This is a genomic window from Microbacterium esteraromaticum (genome assembly GCF_900163815.1).
Classification (GTDB): domain Bacteria; phylum Actinomycetota; class Actinomycetes; order Actinomycetales; family Microbacteriaceae; genus Microbacterium; species Microbacterium esteraromaticum_B.
This window is the reverse complement of the sequence record NZ_FUKO01000033.1, coordinates 65,225-83,002: the sequence shown is the minus strand read 5'-3', so window position 1 is coordinate 83,002 and position 17,778 is coordinate 65,225. Positions and strand designations below refer to the sequence as shown.

Annotated in this window: 14 protein-coding genes; 9 read left to right on the top strand and 5 right to left on the bottom strand. The window is 66.6% G+C overall.

Annotated elements, in window-relative coordinates; genetic code table 11:
* Positions 1-22 precede the first annotated feature (22 nt).
* Positions 23-1,087: a hypothetical protein gene (locus FM104_RS12610; protein WP_087132602.1), complete on the bottom strand. Its 1,065-nt coding sequence runs from the start codon at positions 1,085-1,087 to the stop codon at positions 23-25.
* Positions 1,088-1,150: 63 nt separating this feature from the next.
* Between FM104_RS12610 and FM104_RS12605 the strand changes: the two genes are divergently transcribed.
* The 5 genes from FM104_RS12605 to FM104_RS12580 all read left to right on the top strand — a co-directional run bounded on the left by FM104_RS12605 (position 1,151) and on the right by FM104_RS12580 (position 11,889).
* A complete protein-coding gene (locus FM104_RS12605; RefSeq protein WP_087132601.1) occupies positions 1,151-4,267 on the top strand; it encodes a hypothetical protein in 3,117 nt (1,038 codons plus the stop codon).
* A gap of 79 nt (positions 4,268-4,346) precedes the next feature.
* Entirely contained in the window at positions 4,347-8,375 is a 4,029-nt protein-coding gene (dnaE, locus tag FM104_RS12600) for a DNA polymerase III subunit alpha (RefSeq protein ID WP_087132600.1), read from the top strand.
* Between the two features lie 72 nt (positions 8,376-8,447).
* Positions 8,448-9,593, top strand: coding sequence for a hypothetical protein (locus tag FM104_RS12595; RefSeq protein ID WP_087132599.1), 1,146 nt, complete (start codon positions 8,448-8,450; stop codon positions 9,591-9,593).
* Entirely contained in the window at positions 9,590-10,546 is a 957-nt protein-coding gene (locus FM104_RS12590; RefSeq protein ID WP_087132598.1) for a hypothetical protein, read from the top strand. Before FM104_RS12595 ends, FM104_RS12590 begins: the two co-directional genes overlap by 4 nt.
* Before the next feature lie 458 nt (positions 10,547-11,004).
* Positions 11,005-11,889: a hypothetical protein gene (locus FM104_RS12580; protein ID WP_087132596.1), complete on the top strand. Its 885-nt coding sequence runs from the start codon at positions 11,005-11,007 to the stop codon at positions 11,887-11,889.
* 3 nt (positions 11,890-11,892) lie between these two features.
* Here FM104_RS12580 and FM104_RS12575 read toward each other — a convergent pair whose 3' ends face one another.
* From FM104_RS12575 to FM104_RS12560, 4 genes are read right to left on the bottom strand one after another with little or no spacing between them, the layout of a single operon-like run.
* The gene (locus tag FM104_RS12575; protein WP_087132595.1) at positions 11,893-12,285 is read right to left on the bottom strand and encodes a hypothetical protein; all 393 of its coding nucleotides are present in this window, start codon (positions 12,283-12,285) and stop codon (positions 11,893-11,895) included.
* Entirely contained in the window at positions 12,269-12,949 is a 681-nt protein-coding gene (locus FM104_RS12570) for a DUF2637 domain-containing protein (protein ID WP_087132594.1), read from the bottom strand. Before FM104_RS12570 ends, FM104_RS12575 begins: the two co-directional genes overlap by 17 nt.
* Entirely contained in the window at positions 12,942-13,478 is a 537-nt protein-coding gene (locus FM104_RS12565; protein WP_087132593.1) for a hypothetical protein, read from the bottom strand. Before FM104_RS12565 ends, FM104_RS12570 begins: the two co-directional genes overlap by 8 nt.
* A complete protein-coding gene (locus FM104_RS12560; protein ID WP_179206789.1) occupies positions 13,475-15,013 on the bottom strand; it encodes a UvrD-helicase domain-containing protein in 1,539 nt (512 codons plus the stop codon). Before FM104_RS12560 ends, FM104_RS12565 begins: the two co-directional genes overlap by 4 nt.
* Before the next feature lie 151 nt (positions 15,014-15,164).
* Between FM104_RS12560 and FM104_RS16320 the strand changes: the two genes are divergently transcribed.
* The 4 genes from FM104_RS16320 to FM104_RS12540 all read left to right on the top strand — a co-directional run bounded on the left by FM104_RS16320 (position 15,165) and on the right by FM104_RS12540 (position 17,751).
* Positions 15,165-15,785 carry a hypothetical protein gene (locus FM104_RS16320; protein ID WP_218778579.1) on the top strand — a complete coding sequence of 207 codons (621 nt, stop codon included), beginning with the start codon at positions 15,165-15,167 and terminating at the stop codon, positions 15,783-15,785.
* Between the two features lie 44 nt (positions 15,786-15,829).
* A complete protein-coding gene (locus tag FM104_RS12550; protein ID WP_179206787.1) occupies positions 15,830-16,402 on the top strand; it encodes a helix-turn-helix domain-containing protein in 573 nt (190 codons plus the stop codon).
* Positions 16,399-17,076: a hypothetical protein gene (locus tag FM104_RS12545; RefSeq protein WP_087132589.1), complete on the top strand. Its 678-nt coding sequence runs from the start codon at positions 16,399-16,401 to the stop codon at positions 17,074-17,076. Before FM104_RS12550 ends, FM104_RS12545 begins: the two co-directional genes overlap by 4 nt.
* Before the next feature lie 102 nt (positions 17,077-17,178).
* Positions 17,179-17,751 (top strand): SOS response-associated peptidase, encoded by a 573-nt coding sequence (locus FM104_RS12540; protein WP_256971652.1) that lies wholly within the window; start codon positions 17,179-17,181, stop codon positions 17,749-17,751.
* Positions 17,752-17,778: the final 27 nt, after the last annotated feature.

The window sequence follows — 17,778 nt, the reverse complement described above, 5'->3', positions numbered from 1 at the left end:
GGGCCTCAAATACCCGGTGCCGTCATGACCGAGTGTTGTAGAGCTCGCGTGCGGAGAGCAGCTCGTCGAAGGATGCTTCGCCCGCTTCAACAGCCACGTGCGCGCGGACCAGAGCGTCGTACGGGGTCACCACCGCGGTGGGTGCCGTGTGCCGTCGGCACTGGTGCCCGCGGTCGGCGTTGAACCACCGTCGACAGTCACCGCATTGCTCGACGGGCACGCGCGCCGCATTGTGCTTGACGAGCGCGTTGTACTGCCCGCCGACCGACGACGACTCGCGGACGGCACGGTAGATCGACTCATCGACCCGGTATCCGTAGGTGCGATCGCCGAGCCGGATGATCATCTCCTCGGACGCCCGGTTGTATCCGACACCGCGGACCCACGAGGAGTTCAACCGGTCGGTCTCCATCGCTGCACCTGCCTTCGCCAGACGCAGCTTGTGTCGCTCGAGGAGATCTCCGGCGTCCCGTAGCGCATGGGCGGGACGCCGGGACTCGAGGATGCTGGTGACAGCTTCCGATGCCCGCCAAGACACGTTCGCCGGGAAGCCCAGAGGCTCGACAGACCACTGGCCAGGACCGTTCTTCGTCACGCGCACGTGCCCGATGATGGAGTTCCCCGCCTGCCCCTCGAGCTCGATGGGCATCTCGAAGGTGCCGGCGTTCTCGGCGGCGAACTGCCGGACCGTGTTCACGTCGTACATGCGGAGTGCGAGCCCGCCGCCTTCGTACAGTCGCCGCGGGACCCGAAGGTTCCCTCCGACCGACCGCCCGCGAGCCTTCCCCTGCTGCCCCGGCAGGTAGTCATCTGGCATAAGCGGATACCCGGAGCCGACGCTGGCGTTCCGCCTCGCCTGCTCGTGCCACTCCTCGATGCCGTCCGCCGATCGTGCGCTCGTCGACGTCGACCATGTGGCGACCGCCGGCAGATACCCACGGTCCTGCAGCTGTCGACGCCGATCCAGCAGGAGTTGGATATCGGCGCGGTCAGCATCGGACAGTGATCCCGCCGGCCCGGTGCGGATGTGTCCTGCGTACTGGCCGCGGCCGTCGTGGATGTCGCCGTTCGCATCGATCGAAACCATGCTCAGAGCACGCCCGGCTACACCCGGAACTCGGACTTCCCGGAGACCGGGTATGCGAGGGTCATGGCGAACAAGAAGAAGGTCAGCCGTTGGACGCCGGAGGACTATGCCTCCCTGAAGGTGTTCGGATCCGGTGCCATCAAGCTGGCGGACTCCCAGGTCGCCCCTTTGGTCGCGCAGTCCCGCGGATACACCACGGTCGAGGACGCGGAAGGGGCGAAGAGCATCGCGTCACTCGCATACGCCGAGGAAGCACAGAAGCGGGCCCTCACCCGACGGCTGACAACGATGACCCAGGATGCGAACGACTTCCTCGTGCTGCCCTGGTACTCCCTCGCTGCCGTCGCATCACGGCAGACGACTGCTGACAGCGCCTGCACCCAGGTCCGTCCTGCTCGCCCGCTCATGAACGCGAAGACGAAGAAGGCGCCGAAGTACGAGCTCCTCGCCGGCCACGACTCCGTGCTCGACGTCAACCCCGCCACACCACTCGAGTGGTTGACCGAGTCCCCGACGGTGTTGATCACCGAGGGCTGCATGAAAGGGGACGCGGCGCTCAGCGCGAAGCTCCTCGACGCTGGAGTCGACCGGGATGCCCTGAACGCGATCTCTGAGGGCACTCAGCACGAGGCCCGCCTCGCCCTGCAGGCGCTGATGACCTCCCTCCCCCGGCGTGAATGGGTCACCGTCATGTCCCTTGTCGGCGTCGGGAACTGGCACAAGCAGCCGGAATGGAACTCGGTGCGGCTCACGAATCGCGATGTCTGGCTCGCCTTCGACGGCGACCTGCGAACGAATCGTGCCGTCTGGGATCAGACGGAGCGCATGTGGGAGTTCATCCTCACCCGAAAGGGCGCGCCCAAGCTGCTGGACCTCGGCGGAGCATCCGCCGAGAAGGACGCACTCACGTCCGGGTACGACGGCAAGGTCGGCATCGACGACTACCTGTCGCACGTCGGCACATGGAAAGACCTCGAGCAGCTGCTCGAGTCCGGCCTACCGGTAGCACCTGAGCGCACCAAGGGTGCCGGCGGATACCGGCCTGGCGACTTCCGTGTCACCGATGACGGGCTGGCCGTCGAGGAGTGCGTCAAGCGCACCGACGCGACCGGCGATACCGCGGTCATCTGGGAGCCGCGGCTGCCGTATGGCGGTCGCGTCAAGCGCATCAGCTCGCTGCACGCCATCAGCGAGATCACCCCGACGACGGGCAAGGCGACGCCCCAGAACGTCATCCGCTCGGCGAAGAAGGGTCAGTGCGTCATCGAGATCAACTGGCGCGACGCCGATGGGGTCGAGCGCTCCGCGGAGATCACCGGAACCAGCGATCTCCTTCTGACGAGCCCCACGGACTGGAACCGCGCAAACGCGCACATCCCCGACGATGTCGCGGCTCTGCCTCGGTTCCCTCCTCGCAAGGGCGCCGAAGCAGACGGGTTCCGTGAGGCCATCAAGGCCTTCCGCGCTGACGAAACCGAACGTGCGGACACGTGGGATGTCATGGGTTACGTACCGACGAGTAGCGGCTGGCCGGTGTACATCATCGGCAACCAGGTGCTCGGCCGCACGCGCAGCGACGAGGCGAGCAACTTCCCCGGCGTGACCAACGAGGTCCTCGACGGCGCCTCTCGCTTCGGTGTTGTCGACACGTACTGGGACCACTTGGAGGCGGAGGATCTGGACGGTTGGAAGGCTCAGATCCGCGCAGACATCGAGACCGTCGTCCGCGCCTTCGTCGTCGAAACTCCGTGGAAGGACCCCACGATCGGGCCAATCGCAGTCGCCGTCGGACTACGCGCGACAGCACCGGCTCAGAACGTCTGCAACCTGTACGTCTCCGGAGGCTCAGGCGCCGGCAAGAGCTACCTGGCTGCGTTCATCGCCAACTTCGTCGCGGCCCCCGGTCGGGTCTTCACCGAGAACAGCCTCCCCGGCAGCGGTAACGACACCTTCGCGGCGCTGGAGCACAGCGTTAGCCGCACCCCGATCTTCTTCATCGACGACATCGCCCCGACAGCGAGCCGTCGTGAGCAGGAGAATCAGGCGAAGGCGATCGAGAACATCATCCGCGCGAAGACCAACGGAGGCGGCCGCCGTCGAGGAACCGCCGACGGCGATCAGAGGGCCGTACAGCTGCCTCGGGCCGTCCAGGTGTTCACAGCGGAGAACGGTCAGACCACCCCGTCGATCCGGCAGCGGTTGATCAACATCAACCTCGTCGCCGGGGACACCGACTCTGCACGCGCGAAGCACCTGGAGAAGCTGACGCGCAGCGATGACCAGCCGCTCTCCCGGCTCACCGCCGCCATGATCCGATTCTGGCTCAACGTCGACATCAATGAGACGGACCTCGCCCTCAGGGACGACATCCCCGTCGAAGGTCTCCGCTCGTGGGCGGACCTGCACGAGCTCGCCCACAACAGCATCGAGGAGGTCGCTGAAGATCTTGAGCGGCGTTTCGAAGAGGAAGGCGCTCCGGGCGGTGTCGCCTCCCGGCAGGCGCGCACCTGGGCCGACATCCTATTCACGCTCGATGTCCTTCTCGCTCTTGGGAAGTGGGCAGGAATGAAGCACGACGACCCCGTCCTGCAGCCGTTCAGCGACACGAAGCGGCTCCGGACATCGATCGTCCGCCGCGCACGGATAGATGTCAGCAACGCCCGGGCGGACACCATCGTCCACCGGCTCATGGCGGCACTGCGCGACCTTCTGGAATCCGGGAAGGCGCACCTCGCACACCCGACGATTTCCGGCGCGCGCCCGGTGGAGTCCGGAGAGAACGCCGACTGGCTCAACCGCTCCGTCGGCTGGCGGATGAACCCGCGGATCGACTCCTGGGAGCCGCAGGGTGAGCAGATCGGATACCTCGGCCGGGCGAAGGACGGCGACGAGCTGATCGCCCTGTTCTCCTCTCAGACCGCGTTCAACCTCGCCGCCCGACACTTCCCGGATCTGATCCCACAGGGGCAGCGTGCCACTGACACGTGGCGGCAGGTGTGGACCGAGGACGGCGGGGCGTTCGTCTCGAAGGAGTGGAAGCAGAACGGATCCCGAGACATCCAGGCCCGCGCCCGACTGCGTGGTTCCGGTGAAGACCAGGCGACCATGCGCGCTCTGGGGGTGCCCGTCCTGCTGAGCAAACTGCTGTCCATGGAGGACCCCGAAGCCACCGGAGAATGACGACGATGACCGCCTGAGGACACGACGCGTCCAGCACCGGGTATGCGCTCTGTGAACGCATCTTCCGGAAGGAGACGCCGTGGCTTTCGCCCATCTGCACGTCCACACCGAGTACAGCGCCCTCGACGGCCTGACCAGGATCAGCGACCTGTTCCCGCACATCGCATTGCTCGGTCAGACCGCGGTGGCGACGACCGACCATGGGAACCTCGCCGCCTGCTGGGCCGCCCAGCAGCGCGCGGACGCCACCGGGGTGAAGTACATCGCCGGGTGCGAGTTCTATCTGGCCATCGGCAGCAGGTTCGAAAGGAACGTGCTGTGGGTCGATTCGGATGACAACAGCGCCGACGAGGACGAGGCTCGGCCCGACGAGGACACTGCGACAGATGACGAAGAGCGCGGCGAGGTGCAGCGTAGCGCAACGGACGGCCGGAAGGCACGGCGGTACATGCACCTCACCGTGCTCGCCGCGACGCCCGCCGGCTGGACGAACCTCGTCCGTCTGAACAACCTCGCCCAGGAGTCCATCTGGCAGAAGCCCCGTATCGATTTCGAGCTGCTCGCCCAGCATGCCGAGGGACTGATCGTCCTCACCGGATGCCTCGGTGGTCCGATTCTCGGGCCCCTCAGCCGGCAGCGCGCGGCAGTTGACCGGATGAGGGAGCTCGAGGCGCAGCTCCAGGACGATGACGCGAAGCAGGGCAGCGACGCGGCTCTGTCAGACGACGAGCGAACGCAGCTGACGAATCAGCTGCTCGATGCTTCCGCGGACGCCCACGCTGCCCGCGAGAACCTCGAAGCTCTCATCGATGCCGTCGGGCGAGAGAACGTCTACGTCGAGCTCATGGAGCACGGGATCCCGGCCGAGTCCGAGATCCTCGTCGACGCCGTCGCACTCGCGCGCGACCACGGGGTCGGCATCGTCGCCACCAACGACTCTCACCACACGCATGCTGAGGACGCCGACGCCCACGCCGCGTGGCTGCTCGTGCAGTCGAAGAGCACGCTCGACGACCCGAAATACGCGTTCCATGGGGAGGGCTACTGGCTGAGGAGCGAGGAGGAGATGCGCGCTCTCCGCCCCGAGGACTGGTGGCAGGAGGCCTGCGACACCACCCAGACGATCGCGGATCGCTGCGCGCTGAGGACTCTTCCGACCTGGCGGAACCTCATGCCGTCGTTCGAGACTCCTCCCGGTCACGACAGCAACCTGTCGTACCTGTTCCACATGCTCCGCGCCGGTGCGCACCGTCGCTACGGCGGGATCGATGCGGACACCCAGGCCCGTGTCCGCAGCGAAGTCGACGTCATCGCCGGCGCCGGCATGGTCGACTACTTCTTGATCGTCGAAGATCTCATCTCCTGGGCACGTTCCACCCGTCCCGTCGCCCCAGGCGGTGAGCCGAAGAAGCCCATCCTCGTGGGACCCGGTCGCGGCTCCGGCGGCGGTTCGGAGGTCGCGTACCTGCTGAACCTCACCCAGGTCCCGCCCCGACCGAACGGCCTGCTGTTCGAGAGGTTCTACGAGCTCGGACGCAGCGAGCCGCCAGACTTCGACATCGACTTCCCGGAATCACGTCGCGACGAGGTGATCGAGTACCTCGGCCACCGCTACGGGCGCGCGAACGTCGCGTTCCTCGGAACCTTCATGGTCGACCGGACCAAGGCCGCGATCAAGCATGCAGCGCGCATCCTCTCCCTCGATGCCCTCGGCGCGAAGATGACCGATCTGGTCCCTTTGGTCAGCGCGAAGCCGATGGCGCCCGAGGCGATGATGGACCCCGAGCAGCCAGCAGCAGCGGAGTACCGCCGGATAGTCGAGAACGACTCGAACGCCCGCCGGATCCATGAGTACGCTGCTCGGTTCCACGACGTCATCGCCGGGTACGGCATCCACGCCTCTGGCATCATCGTGTCGGCTGTCCCGCTCGCCGACCTCGTGCCGCTGCGCCGCTCGAAGCGGGGCTGGGTGATTCAGTGGTCCGGCACCGACGCCGAGCAGCTCGGCTTGCTCAAGGTCGACGTGCTCGGACTTCGTTCCCTGGATGTCGTCGACAAGGCTGTGGAGTACATCCGTGAGTCCACAGGCGAGGACCTGGACTGGATGTCGTTGCCGGACCCAGCCGCGGCGCACACCGGGGCTGAGGCATCTCGGGTGGCGGCCGCCTGGAAGGTCATGGCTGAGGGCCGCACTGCTGGCATCTTCCAGCTCGAATCTCCGGCGATGACGGAGCTGGCCATGAGCGTCGCCCCGAACAGCCTGAACGACGTCTCCGCACTCGTCGCGCTCTTCCGGCCCGGTCCGATGGCTGCCGGGATGCATGAGACGTATGCCCGTCGCAAGCGCGGCGAGGAGCCCGTGGACTACCGGGTATTCACCGCGGACCCAGCCGAGCAGGCGCAGATCGCGACAGTCCTCGGGGAGACCTACGGGGTGATCTGCTACCAGGAGCAGATCATGCAGCTCGGCACCGTCGTTGCGGGAATGGATGCCTCGGAGCGCTCGAAGCTCCGCAAGGCCGTCTCGAAGAAGAAGAAGGACATGATGGATGCGACCCGCGAGCGGTTCGTATCCGGCGCCGTCGAAGAGATCCGGGATGCGTCGGGCACCGTCATCAAGATGGCGTTCGCGGAGACCACGGCGGTCACGCTGTGGGACATGATCGTGGGCTTCGCCGAGTATGCATTCAACCGCGCGCACTCGGCTACCTACGGGCTGCTCTCATACGTCACCGCCTACCTGAAGGGCAACTGGCCAACGGACTTCGCGGCCGCGACCCTCGCCGTGACCGACGGCGACCAGAAGCGGATCCAGATCCTCCGCTCGCTGCGGGAGGAAGGCGTCGAGGTCCTCCCGCCGGATGTGAACCGTTCCCGGGCTGAGACGTTCCCCGAGCGTACTGGTGCGATCCGGTTCGGGCTGTCAGAGATCAAGGGTCTGAACAAGGCGCTCGGTGGGCTGATCGTCACGGAGCGAGAGCGTTCCGGGAAGTTCGAGTCCCTCCACGACATCATCCGGCTCGTGAACGTCCCACGTGCTGACGGGGACAAGACGACAGCGGCGGCAGTGAAGTCGAACGATATCCGGAATCTGATTGACTCCGGTGCGGTGGACGCTTTCGGTCCTCGACTCGGACAGACCCTCACTGCGGCGGCCGAAGGGCTCGAAGCTTTCCCTCCTCCGCCGATGGAGTGGGGCGTCCTCGAGCGGGCCACGCGCCAGCGCGATCGCCTGCTGGTCTCCCTGGGCGAGCATCCGCTGCTGGCGCTGTCCGACCAGGTCGACACGGTGACGATCCGAGCATCGGGTGCTTCTCAGTTCGATCGCAAGCCTGTCCGGGTCGAGCAGGTTCCGGACCGCCCCGGGGAGATCGTCCACGTGCTGGCCGTGCTGGGAGCGTGGTTGGAGCGTGCGTACTCGAAGGGCCGTATGGCGAACCTCCGTATCGACGGAATCGATCAGTCCATCCCGGGGACGATGTGGGACTCAGAGCTCGCTGAGCACAATCGCTCACCTCTGACGCGCCCGCTCGTCGGTGACATCGTCACCGTGCACGGCAAGGTCCGGTACCGGGAGATTCTCACCGATCCGCGCGACCCCGACTCCGAGACGGTGAGCGTCAAGGAGATGCAGGTCTACAGCGTCCGGAAGGTCGACGTCACGGATCCGGCCACGGGATCGTTCCCGCCGTCCCCGTACCCCCGGATCGATTTCACCGCGCCGCCGGAGGCTGTGCGGGAGCCGGTGGTCTATTCACCGCCGCTGTTCGTCGACGACGAACCGGTGGCACCTGCGGAACCCCAGCTTCCTGCGCGGAGCACGGCCGAGGTCCACGTGCCGGTTGCCAAGCAGTCGGCCGCCGTGGCGGTCCTCGACGCGCCGACGACGACGGGCGTATGGAGCATCGCACCAGGGATGACACCCGGCGTGCCGGTCTCCGCAGGGTGGGCGCCGTCTGCGGCGATCGCGAACGCTGGGGCCCTCATCGACCGGGCCTCTCAGCGAGAGCTGCTGGCCGCGCTGAAGGCGGCCCACGCCGCACACCAGGCCACCACGTACACAGCTTCCCGGGGCGGCGATGCCGTGCTGGTGCTGCAGCTGGAGTGACGCATTTTGTCGACCGATGCCCGAGCTGATGCCTCTTATCAGGTAGCGGCGGCTTATCAGGAGGAACACCGCATGAGCATGCGAGACCCGTACACGCGACCAGCGTCAACGGACGACACCACGGTGTCCGCTGACGTCATCCCGGATGAACCCGCGCGCGTCACTTCGCCGTACGCTCGCCCCGCGGCGACCGACCAGCCAGCGGATCGAAGCGACCCGGAGTCTTCGCCATCCGATGAGTCGGTGATCCGTCTCGACCACCGGCTCGGCTCCGGCATCACCGATCCGGCAGACGCTGCCATGTACCGGCGCCCGGGAACCTCGGTCGCTGTCGAACGTCGCGGCAACCGCCGCTCGAGGGCAGAGCGCGGCGAGCTCGTGATCGTGAGCTCCGGACGCGGTGGCGGCGGCAAGTCGACAACCGCTCTCGGCCTCGCCGACAAGGCGGCGAAAGCAGAGCTGTCCTGCATCGTCATTGACGCGAACCGCGGCCAGCCGGATGTCCGCATCTACATGGCCATCCCCCGGTCAGCCCCGGTCCCGACGATCTACGACGCGCACGCCACGCAGGACGTGACCGCGGCATTCATGTTCCCGGGCGACTACGCGACATACCGGTCGACTCAGGGCCTGAACACCCCCGACTTCGGGCTCGTGCTCGGTCCCCGCAGTGCTCAGCAGGCAGATCAGAAGTACTCCTCGCCCCGGATCTACGGCGACGTGATCGATCACGCGCGGACGCTCGCAGACGTGGTCATCGTCGACACGCAGATGATGGAGCAGGAGCCCAGCGACCTCTGGCGCCACCTGTTCATCCCCCTGCTGCGTGCCGACGCATGGCTCGTCGCCGTCACGGACGATTCCCCTCCCGGCCGCTCGAACCTCGAAGAGCGCCTGCGCGGACTCCGTGAGGACGGCGTCGAGTCCGGGCGGACGATGGTCCTCGCCAGCCACTACGCCGCGTACACGGACCGAGACGAGGCGCAGCTGAACCAGATCTACAGCGGACTCGGATCCGTGATCGGGCACACCGATTACGACGAAAAGTACCGGCAGATGACCCACGACGGCCACCTGGATTCGAGTAACCCCGCCGTCTCTCCGGCACTGAACGCCATCCTGTCCCGGGTCACCGGCCGCATCGACCTGTTCACCGAGCCCGACCGCAGCCGGAACGGACTCCTCGGCCGGATCCGCCGCGGAAAGGGCCGCTCGTGATTCTGCACCTCAGCGACCACGATCGCGGGCTGTTCCCCACCAGCGACACTCTCGCGCAGACCCTCACGCACGTCGCGAACGGTCATGCCGCATCCCGCCTGCTGGAGTCCGAGCACCCGACGATCGGGCTGGTGGTCTCACTCCCCCAGTTCGCGAGGGCCGACTGGGCAGGGAAGACGAGCATCAACCGGGTGCAGTGGGAGTCCGACCCCGAGGGGGCCACAGGCACCGTCATCATCGTCCCCATCGAGACGTCGACCAACTACGAGTGGGTCATCGACGACACTTCGGCGGGGCGATCCACTGGCTCCGTGACCATCTCCGCGGACGGCATCTCAGGACATCTTCCGCCCCAGGCCGGCGACGCCCCACTTGCCGTCGTGCACAACGGCATCAACGTCGATCGGGCGCTGCGGGACATCATCGAGCTCGGCTCGAAGGCACAGTTCGATCTCCTCTACAAACTCGGGCCCTACTCGAGGTCGGCGATCGCGACCGCGTCCCGACGCATCTACCGCGACATCAACGACTCTGCGCCTGACGAAAGCGGCGACGTCATCGACCGCGCAGACGCGGAGCAGGTCCTGTCCCGGCTCATGTACGGCTTGGACGGCGAGACCAGCAGCGTCGTGATGCGGATGATCACTCGCGTTGCGACGACGGGGGCGGCGATCCGCACATCCACGATGAAGTACATGGCCACCGCGATCTGGTCCGCGGCGGAGAGCATGGTGCGCTCGCACATCGGAGACCCGCCCATGGGACGGCAGCTGCGGCGAATCGCCCGCGAGCTGAAGACCATCGACCCGCATCGGGTCCTGGAGACATACCGGGCGAATCACCCGAAGGCGCTGATCAGCGTGAACCGCGTCCAGGCAGCACTCACCGCCGGCGCCACGATCGGCACGCACAGCCTCGAACTTGACCAGCCGCGACCGGACGACAGCTGGTGACGCGCAGCGTCGCGCCCAGCGGAGAACCTCATGACGATGCCGAGCCTGAACTCAGCGAACCTCAGCCGTGCTGAAGCCGACCGGATGAGGGCGGAATGGCTCGTTCGTCTGCACGCGGGTGAGACGAACGTGCCCGAGCTGATTCGCCGGGCCTGCGCACCCGGATATCAGCCGCTCCTGAGGATCCCCCTGGTCCGCCTGCTCGCCGACCAGGACGGGTGGGGACGAGCTCGAGCGTTCCGAGTGATCAACCGTTCTCTGGTTCTGCTTGGCAAGCCGCCGATCAGCAGAGCGGAGGCATCACGCCTGCCGCTACAGTGGCTACTCGACGCCCGCTCAGGCGGACGTCGGTGCATGGCGCTGAGCGAAGCAGCACGGCAGCAGACACGGGAATCCCGCCCTTGGACGGGGTGGCCATATCTGCCGGAACCAGCGATCATGCACGAAGGGGAATGACAATGGCGACGGAACAGAACGACACGGAGCTGCGGGCCCTCCTCCAGGGCATCGCATCCAGCGCCGAGCCAGCACGCACCGTTCGCGTCAACGAGCTGATCGAACGTCTCGCCGCCGACCAGACGCTGGAAGTCTGGGGCCGGGCGATCGCCCGTCGCTACGCTTCCTCCGGCATCGACTGGGAAGACGCTACGAGCACGCTCACGATCGGGCTGATCCGCAAGCTGCACGATCTGACTCCCGAGACGTTCAACGCCATCCGGATGCCGGTCTTGTCGCGCCTGTACTACTGGGCGAAGGATGCCGTCAGCGACTGGGCCGATTCGTCGGCTGTCACCCTGGCTCAGGGGATGGTCGGCATCAGCCGCCGGCACCGTTCGGCGCAGAAGAAGCGGCAGGAGATGGTCGCCGCGCTCGGCCGCGAGGTCACGCCTGCGGAGGTCGTCGAGGCGTACAACTCCGATGTGCTCGCGCACCGGACGAATGCGGCGAAGCAGGGCGAAATCATCGATGTGGGCGACGTGACTGGCGTGTACCTGCGCCGGGGCACGCTCGTTGACCAGCGTCCCGATGACCCGTATGCCGACGGTGACTGGTTCGTCTCCGAGGCCGACACCGGCGAGGAGGACCTTGAGATGGCGAGTGAGGTCGCTTCGACGATGCAGTTGCTTGAGCGGGACGCTCGCTGCCAGTTCGACCCTCCTCGCTCCGAGACTGTGGTGCAGACGCTGCAGGTGTGGTCTCAGATCGTCCTCGCCGGCGAGACTCCGTCCGCGAGGGCTGTGGCGAAGGTCATGCACGTCAGCCGCGACCGCGCTGGAGATCTGCTCCGTGATGTGAACGGGCTGCTCGAGGCGTTCCGCGAGCGAGGCGCGGTCGACGCCTGACGATCAGCGACGGTCGAACCAGTAACGGCCGTCGATGCAGATGAGCGCCGAGGTGCTCGCGATGGCACCGTCGGGGATGAACGACGTGATCCCCGGAATGTCGGCACCGGCGGCCGTCCAGTCGAGGTGCTTCTTGAACGGCCACCGGTCGAGGAATGCTCCTGCATCGTCCGGGGTGATCTGCTCGGTGATCGCACGGGCCACGTCCGCGAGCTCGGTGAACTCTCCGAGGAACGCCTGCTCTGCCCGGGCGAGCACGTTCCGGTCCACGGACACCCCCGGGTAGACCGCATTGAGGTACGTGACGAGAGCCGCGCGGGGGACCTTGTACTGCCGCCCGTTGAGATCAAGCTCCGTCAACGCGAGGGTGATCTCCTGCTCAGAAGTGCTCGTCATCTCGGAGCTCCTTTCCGTTCTCTGCGAGGAATGCTCCGCCGACGACGACGGGCACTTCTGATGTCAGCTGGCCTGCCGGTTCGCCGGCGGACTCCTCGATGGTGGCGAGCACGTGTCGCCAGTCTTCTTCCGGGGCCTCAGACAGGGTTTCGTGCGTCGCCTCCGCCTCGTCATCAGCTTCCTCCGACGGCCCCTCGCTCTTCTGAGCCTCGGCGTTCACGAACGCGAGGTGCATGACCTCCTCAGCAGCACCGAGTGCCGCCAGCGGGGCGAGGACGGCGATCAGAACGCCGAACCATGCCTCCATGCGGGAGAAGTCCCAGTCCCAGAAGGCAGCTGCGTGGGCGGCGTTGAGGACCACGGACGCGAGCGTATATGCCCAGAGCCGACGCCGTGTCCGACGGCGGACCTTGCGATCTTCGCCGCGGGACTCGTAGATGGCCAGGGCGAGGGTGTAGGTGACGATCGCCCCGTCGATGAAGAGCGGAGCGAGAGCCTGCACCCATCCGACCGCTCCAGCCCACCGGCCCGAGTCCATGATGGCGACGTACGAGAACACGAAGCTGGCGACCATGATGACCGTGACGAGCACGATGGCAAGGATCGCGACCCAGAACCGGTCGGGGCTGACGCGCGCGGTGCGATGTGGCCTGGTCTCAGACATCGGTCACCGCCGCAGCGATCTCCCCGAGGTGCTGAGCGAGGGCTCGCCGCGCACGGTACTTCGTGGCTTTCTGAAGCCTGCTGGCCGGATAGGAGACCTTCGGCGCGGGTGCGTCGCCGAGGGAGACCCAGTCGACGAGCTCGCCCGTCGTTGCGGTGACGAACTCGCCGTCCCCGATGTCGGCGAGATCCTTGATCAGCGCGGCCTTGTACTCCGGGTCGACTTCCTCAACCGTGCGCACTCGCTCGGGAGCGTGCTCCTTCACCCAGGCGAGCAGCGCCTCCTGGTTGATGACACGCGGGCGCGAGCCGATCGTCAGGGTCACGTTGCCGTACTGGGACGGGATTGGGGTGGTCTCGGTGGCGCCGGCGAGCTGTTCGATGATCGCCTGCTTCTCCCAGTTCGCGCGCTCCTCGATGGCGTCGAGCAATGCGGTCAGCATCGCGACCCTCTCGGCGCCGGTCATCGCCTGGAACCCTTCGGCTCCGACGAGCGCGGGCGGCTCGGTGAGCTCCTTGAACTTGGTCATGATGCCTCCTTCATCTCCGCATACCCGGCCGAGGGCTCGGCGACCGTGCCACCGGCTTCAAGGAACCGCGGGAACCACTCGAGACCGCGAGGGTCCAGGAACCGCTTCGCGCGAGTGGCGGCCACGTAGGCGAGCCGGGCCTCCTCAGCACGCATCGGCTGCTGGATGCCCTTCTTCCTCGGAGGCTCGCGGAAGTCCTCGGCGATGTGCACCTGCGCCCATTCGAGGCCCTTGGCCACGTGGGCGGTCGACACGGTCGTCCGCGCTTGATCGACAGGCACACAGGCGTCGATGGCCGCGACAACCTGGTCGGCGCCGACGCGGTCGACGAGGTCGACCAGGGGCTTCATATCCGCACCGTCGTCGCTGTCGGCGTGGGCGCGGACGTCGGCCCACGTGTTGAACACGCTCAGCTCCGGGTGGCTGGTCCAGCCACGCTGCTTCAGATCAAGAGCTGCCTGAGCGAGGCTCCGCAGTTCCTGGGACTTCTTCTCCCCCGCGATGCCGGTGTCCACACCTTGCTCCTGGGCGGTCACGATCTCTTCGATCGCCGCGGCGTTCGTCCTGGTGAGAACCGCATCCGGCTGTCGACCAGAACCTGGGGTGCGACGCCGGACGGTGGCCAGTTTGTCGGACCCGACGAGTCGCATGTCGTCCGGGGCGCCGAGGGCCTCCAGCCACATGTTCGCGTACTCGGCGATCGCGGGGCCGAAGCGGAAGCTGCGACGCAGCATGGTGCGCTCACCGCCGAATGCGTCCATGGCGTTGACGGCGCCGCGCCACTCGTAGATCTGCTGGCGGCGATCACCGACCGCGATCACCTGGGCGTCCTGAGCGAGCAGCACCGCGGTGATCAGCCCGTCCGCGTCCTGCGCCTCGTCGAAGAGGATGTAGTCGAAGGGGAGGATCGGGGCGCTGAGCGCCCAGCACTTCAGGTACGCCTCGGGCGTGTACTTCATCCTGCCACTCGGGTTCTGCAGGTCCTTCCAGTACTCCTGGGCGAAATCAGCGATCGTGGTGCGCAGCCGCGACGCCGCTGAGTCCTTGAGCTTCGGTTCGATCGTCGGCGGGATGTACGCATGCTCCGCCGTGACGACCGGGTCCATTGTCCGCATGAAGTCCATGACCGTCTTCGTCGCGTACGACACCAGCTGCTGCCGGCTGAGGGCCCCGGGCAGGCCGTCGCCGTCGGCGGAGGTCAGCACGTACTTGTCGTTGATCCCGAGGATCTGCGCCTTCTCGGTGGGCTTCAGCGGCGGCTGCTTCCCGAGGCGATGCCTCATCGGCGCACCGTACTCGGCGTAGGCGAGAGAGTGCATCGTCCGCGCCGTCACCGGGGTCCCAGCGAATCGCCGGGTTGCTTCGAGCTGGATGCCCTTGTTGAAGGCGGCGTACAGCCCCCTGCGGTTGGGTGCGGTGTCGGCCATGAACCGGAGGGCCGCGGTCTTGCCGGTGCCGGCGAGGGCTTCGACGACGACGTTCCCGCCTGCGGTGAACAAGTCGACGGCGGCCTGCTGCTCTTCTGTCGGACGCACGGTGCCGTTACCTCCCAGATTGTGCTCGTCAGCGGCATCTGCCGCGCTTTGGACACATACCCGGTTCGAAGACGCATGAGGAAGGAGCAGGGATTGGCGTTGTTCCTTAGGCCCTATCATCAGAACCACGTTCCAAGACTGGGGTATGAGCATGGGAAAGCACGGCCTATCGGCGACCGAGATCGGCGCACCGTACGGACTGAACGGGCGAGTGACGAATCGGCTGCTGGAAGCGATGGGAGTGATCGAAGAAAGCGAGTACGGCGGATGGAAGTTCACTGCGCTCGGTGAGAAGTACGGGAAGGTCATCGACCGCGACAACGGCTACGGCGGTTATGCTCGCCGCGATTGGCCGACGACGTATTACGACGAGTCGATCCTCGACGAGCTGAAGATCACGCCTGACCTCATCGCCCAGGCTCGGGCGGTTGACGTCGCCCGCCGTACAGAGCAGGCGCTCAAAAACGCGGTCGATAAGGAAGAGGCCGAGGCGGCGTTCAGAGCCTTCCAGGACCAGCTCGCTGCCGAGAATCAGGCCCAGAACGGCCAGATCGACTGGGTGAAGGTGGCGGCCATCCTCGGTGGCATCATCGTGGTCGTCGGCGGCGTGGTCGTCGTGAACAAGTTCGGCCCTGACATCAAGAGGAAATGGACCGAGGTGGCTGCGCCTCGCATCGCAGCGGCAAAGCGACGTCTCACAAGATTCGCTCAAGTCAACTCGGATGCGCCGCTCGAGCAAGAAGATGACGCGCCACCGGAGACACGCAGCTGACAAGACGCATGGCCTGTAGGGCGAAAACGCCCTACCATGGATGCATGCTCACCGAACAGCTCTCGCGGCTCCGCCGTCGTCGGGGACTCCCCGCGACGGCCCTTGGCGCGCGCACGGGCATCGACACGAGCGCCATCTACGCCTTCGAGCATGGCCGGCGGGATCCTCGGGCATCGACGGCGCAGACGTGGGCACGAGGGCTCGGCGCCCGGCTTCTCGTCGTCGACACGCATGGTCGAGCGAGCGCCGCGGAGACGGCTTCGCTCATCCGGAACGCTCTCGTCCACGCCGACAGGAACGCGGCCGTGCAGGCACTCCTTCAGTTCGTGAACAACCTCCGCGCCAGCGACATCCTCGCCGTGGCCGCGCTGACTGTCGATGAGCCCGAGCCGTACACGGAAGGATGGTCGTGGGCCATCGCGGGCATCGTCGAGCAGGAGACTGCCGCACGAGACATCCCCACCCCTCCGTGGGCGTCGGAGACGGTCGGGGACCCTGACTCGCGGTGGAGCCCGTGGGCTCCGGAGCTCGCAGACTTGGTCGACGTAGACCAGGTGCCAGAGCCGTTGCGCCGCCGTGGCGTCTACATCGAAGCCGGTGAGCTGGTCTCCGCATGAACACCTGGCGGCCCGAGGACCATCCGCGCGGTGGCGCGGACAACGCCGGGCAGTTCGTCGGCAGACACCGGACGGAACCGGAGACACGGTTGCAGACCCCAGCGGCTCGGCTCACCAGGGACGAGCTCGAATTCGGGCTGAAGGAGATCGTCCAGCGCCTCGAGGAACGGGGCGAGCCCGCAGAGCTCCGCATCGTCGGTGGTGCGGCGATATCCCTCTGGCACAACGCCGCTCGTGGGGCGACGCAGGACATCGACGCCGCGCTCTCCCCCGCTGACGCGGTCCTGGATGTCGCCAAGGAGGTCGCCGTCGAGCAGGGCTGGCCGGACGACTGGGTGAACGACAAGGCGCAGATCTTCCTCCCGAGCGGCATGGGCGCCCGAGGCGAGGAATGGGAGACCGTGTACGCGAGCGGGACGGTCACCGTGAAGGTCGCTTCCCTGGACATGCTGATCGCGATGAAGCTATACGCTGCCCAGCGGCGCGCCCGACGCGAGTACGAGGATCTCCGCGTCCTCCTTGCCGAACGCGGAATCAGCTCGATGGCGGAAGCGGAAGCGCTCTTCGAGGACTTCTACCCCGGCGACGACCTCAACGACACCGCATACCGGATCCTCGGGATCGCCCTGGAGAATCCCGAACGCCCTGCGGTGCACGCTCCAGAGTTCGGGTGAACTTCCCTGTCGGAGGCCACGACTACGCTGGCCCAGTGTGCCTCTTACGGTCTTGATCCCCGCGTTCACAGCTCCGACTACCAGGATGTCGTCGACCATGCCGTGATCGATGCCCTCCGCACCTGGTCGGCGTCGAACGACGGGAAGACTCTGCTTCCCACCGGCATCAAGGCGCGAAACCTCAACCCCATCTTCACCGGCCTTTCCACGCTGACGTTGGGCTGGTGGGGCTACCTCGTCGACGGCGCGAAAGCCCGTTTCCCTTCGATCAACACCAAGTCGGAGCGCCTGGCGGCTGGCAAGGGACCGATCGGTTCCCGGGCGATCGTGCCGGCGAGCTACTGGCGAGAGTTCCAGAAGCCGAACAAGGCCCTCCACCACCTCTCCCTGCCGGGAAACGATCTCCTCGGACTCGCCGCCGTCACCAGGCGCGGCCGCACCGCGGACGGCCAGGAGTACACCTGCTACTCCCTGGTCATGCAACCCGCAGCAGACCACATCTCCGGCATCCACGACCGGATGCCGCTTCTCATCCCCGCCGGTTTCGCCGAGGAATGGCTGACCAGCATGGCTCCCGCCGGGCAGCTCATCGACGCCGCCCGCGGCGCATCGCAGCCGCTCGCGACTGAGATCATCGGCACGGGGCAGGGAGCGGCAGCGGAGCCTCTCTTCTAGCCGACACACCGGGTATGTGATCCCCAC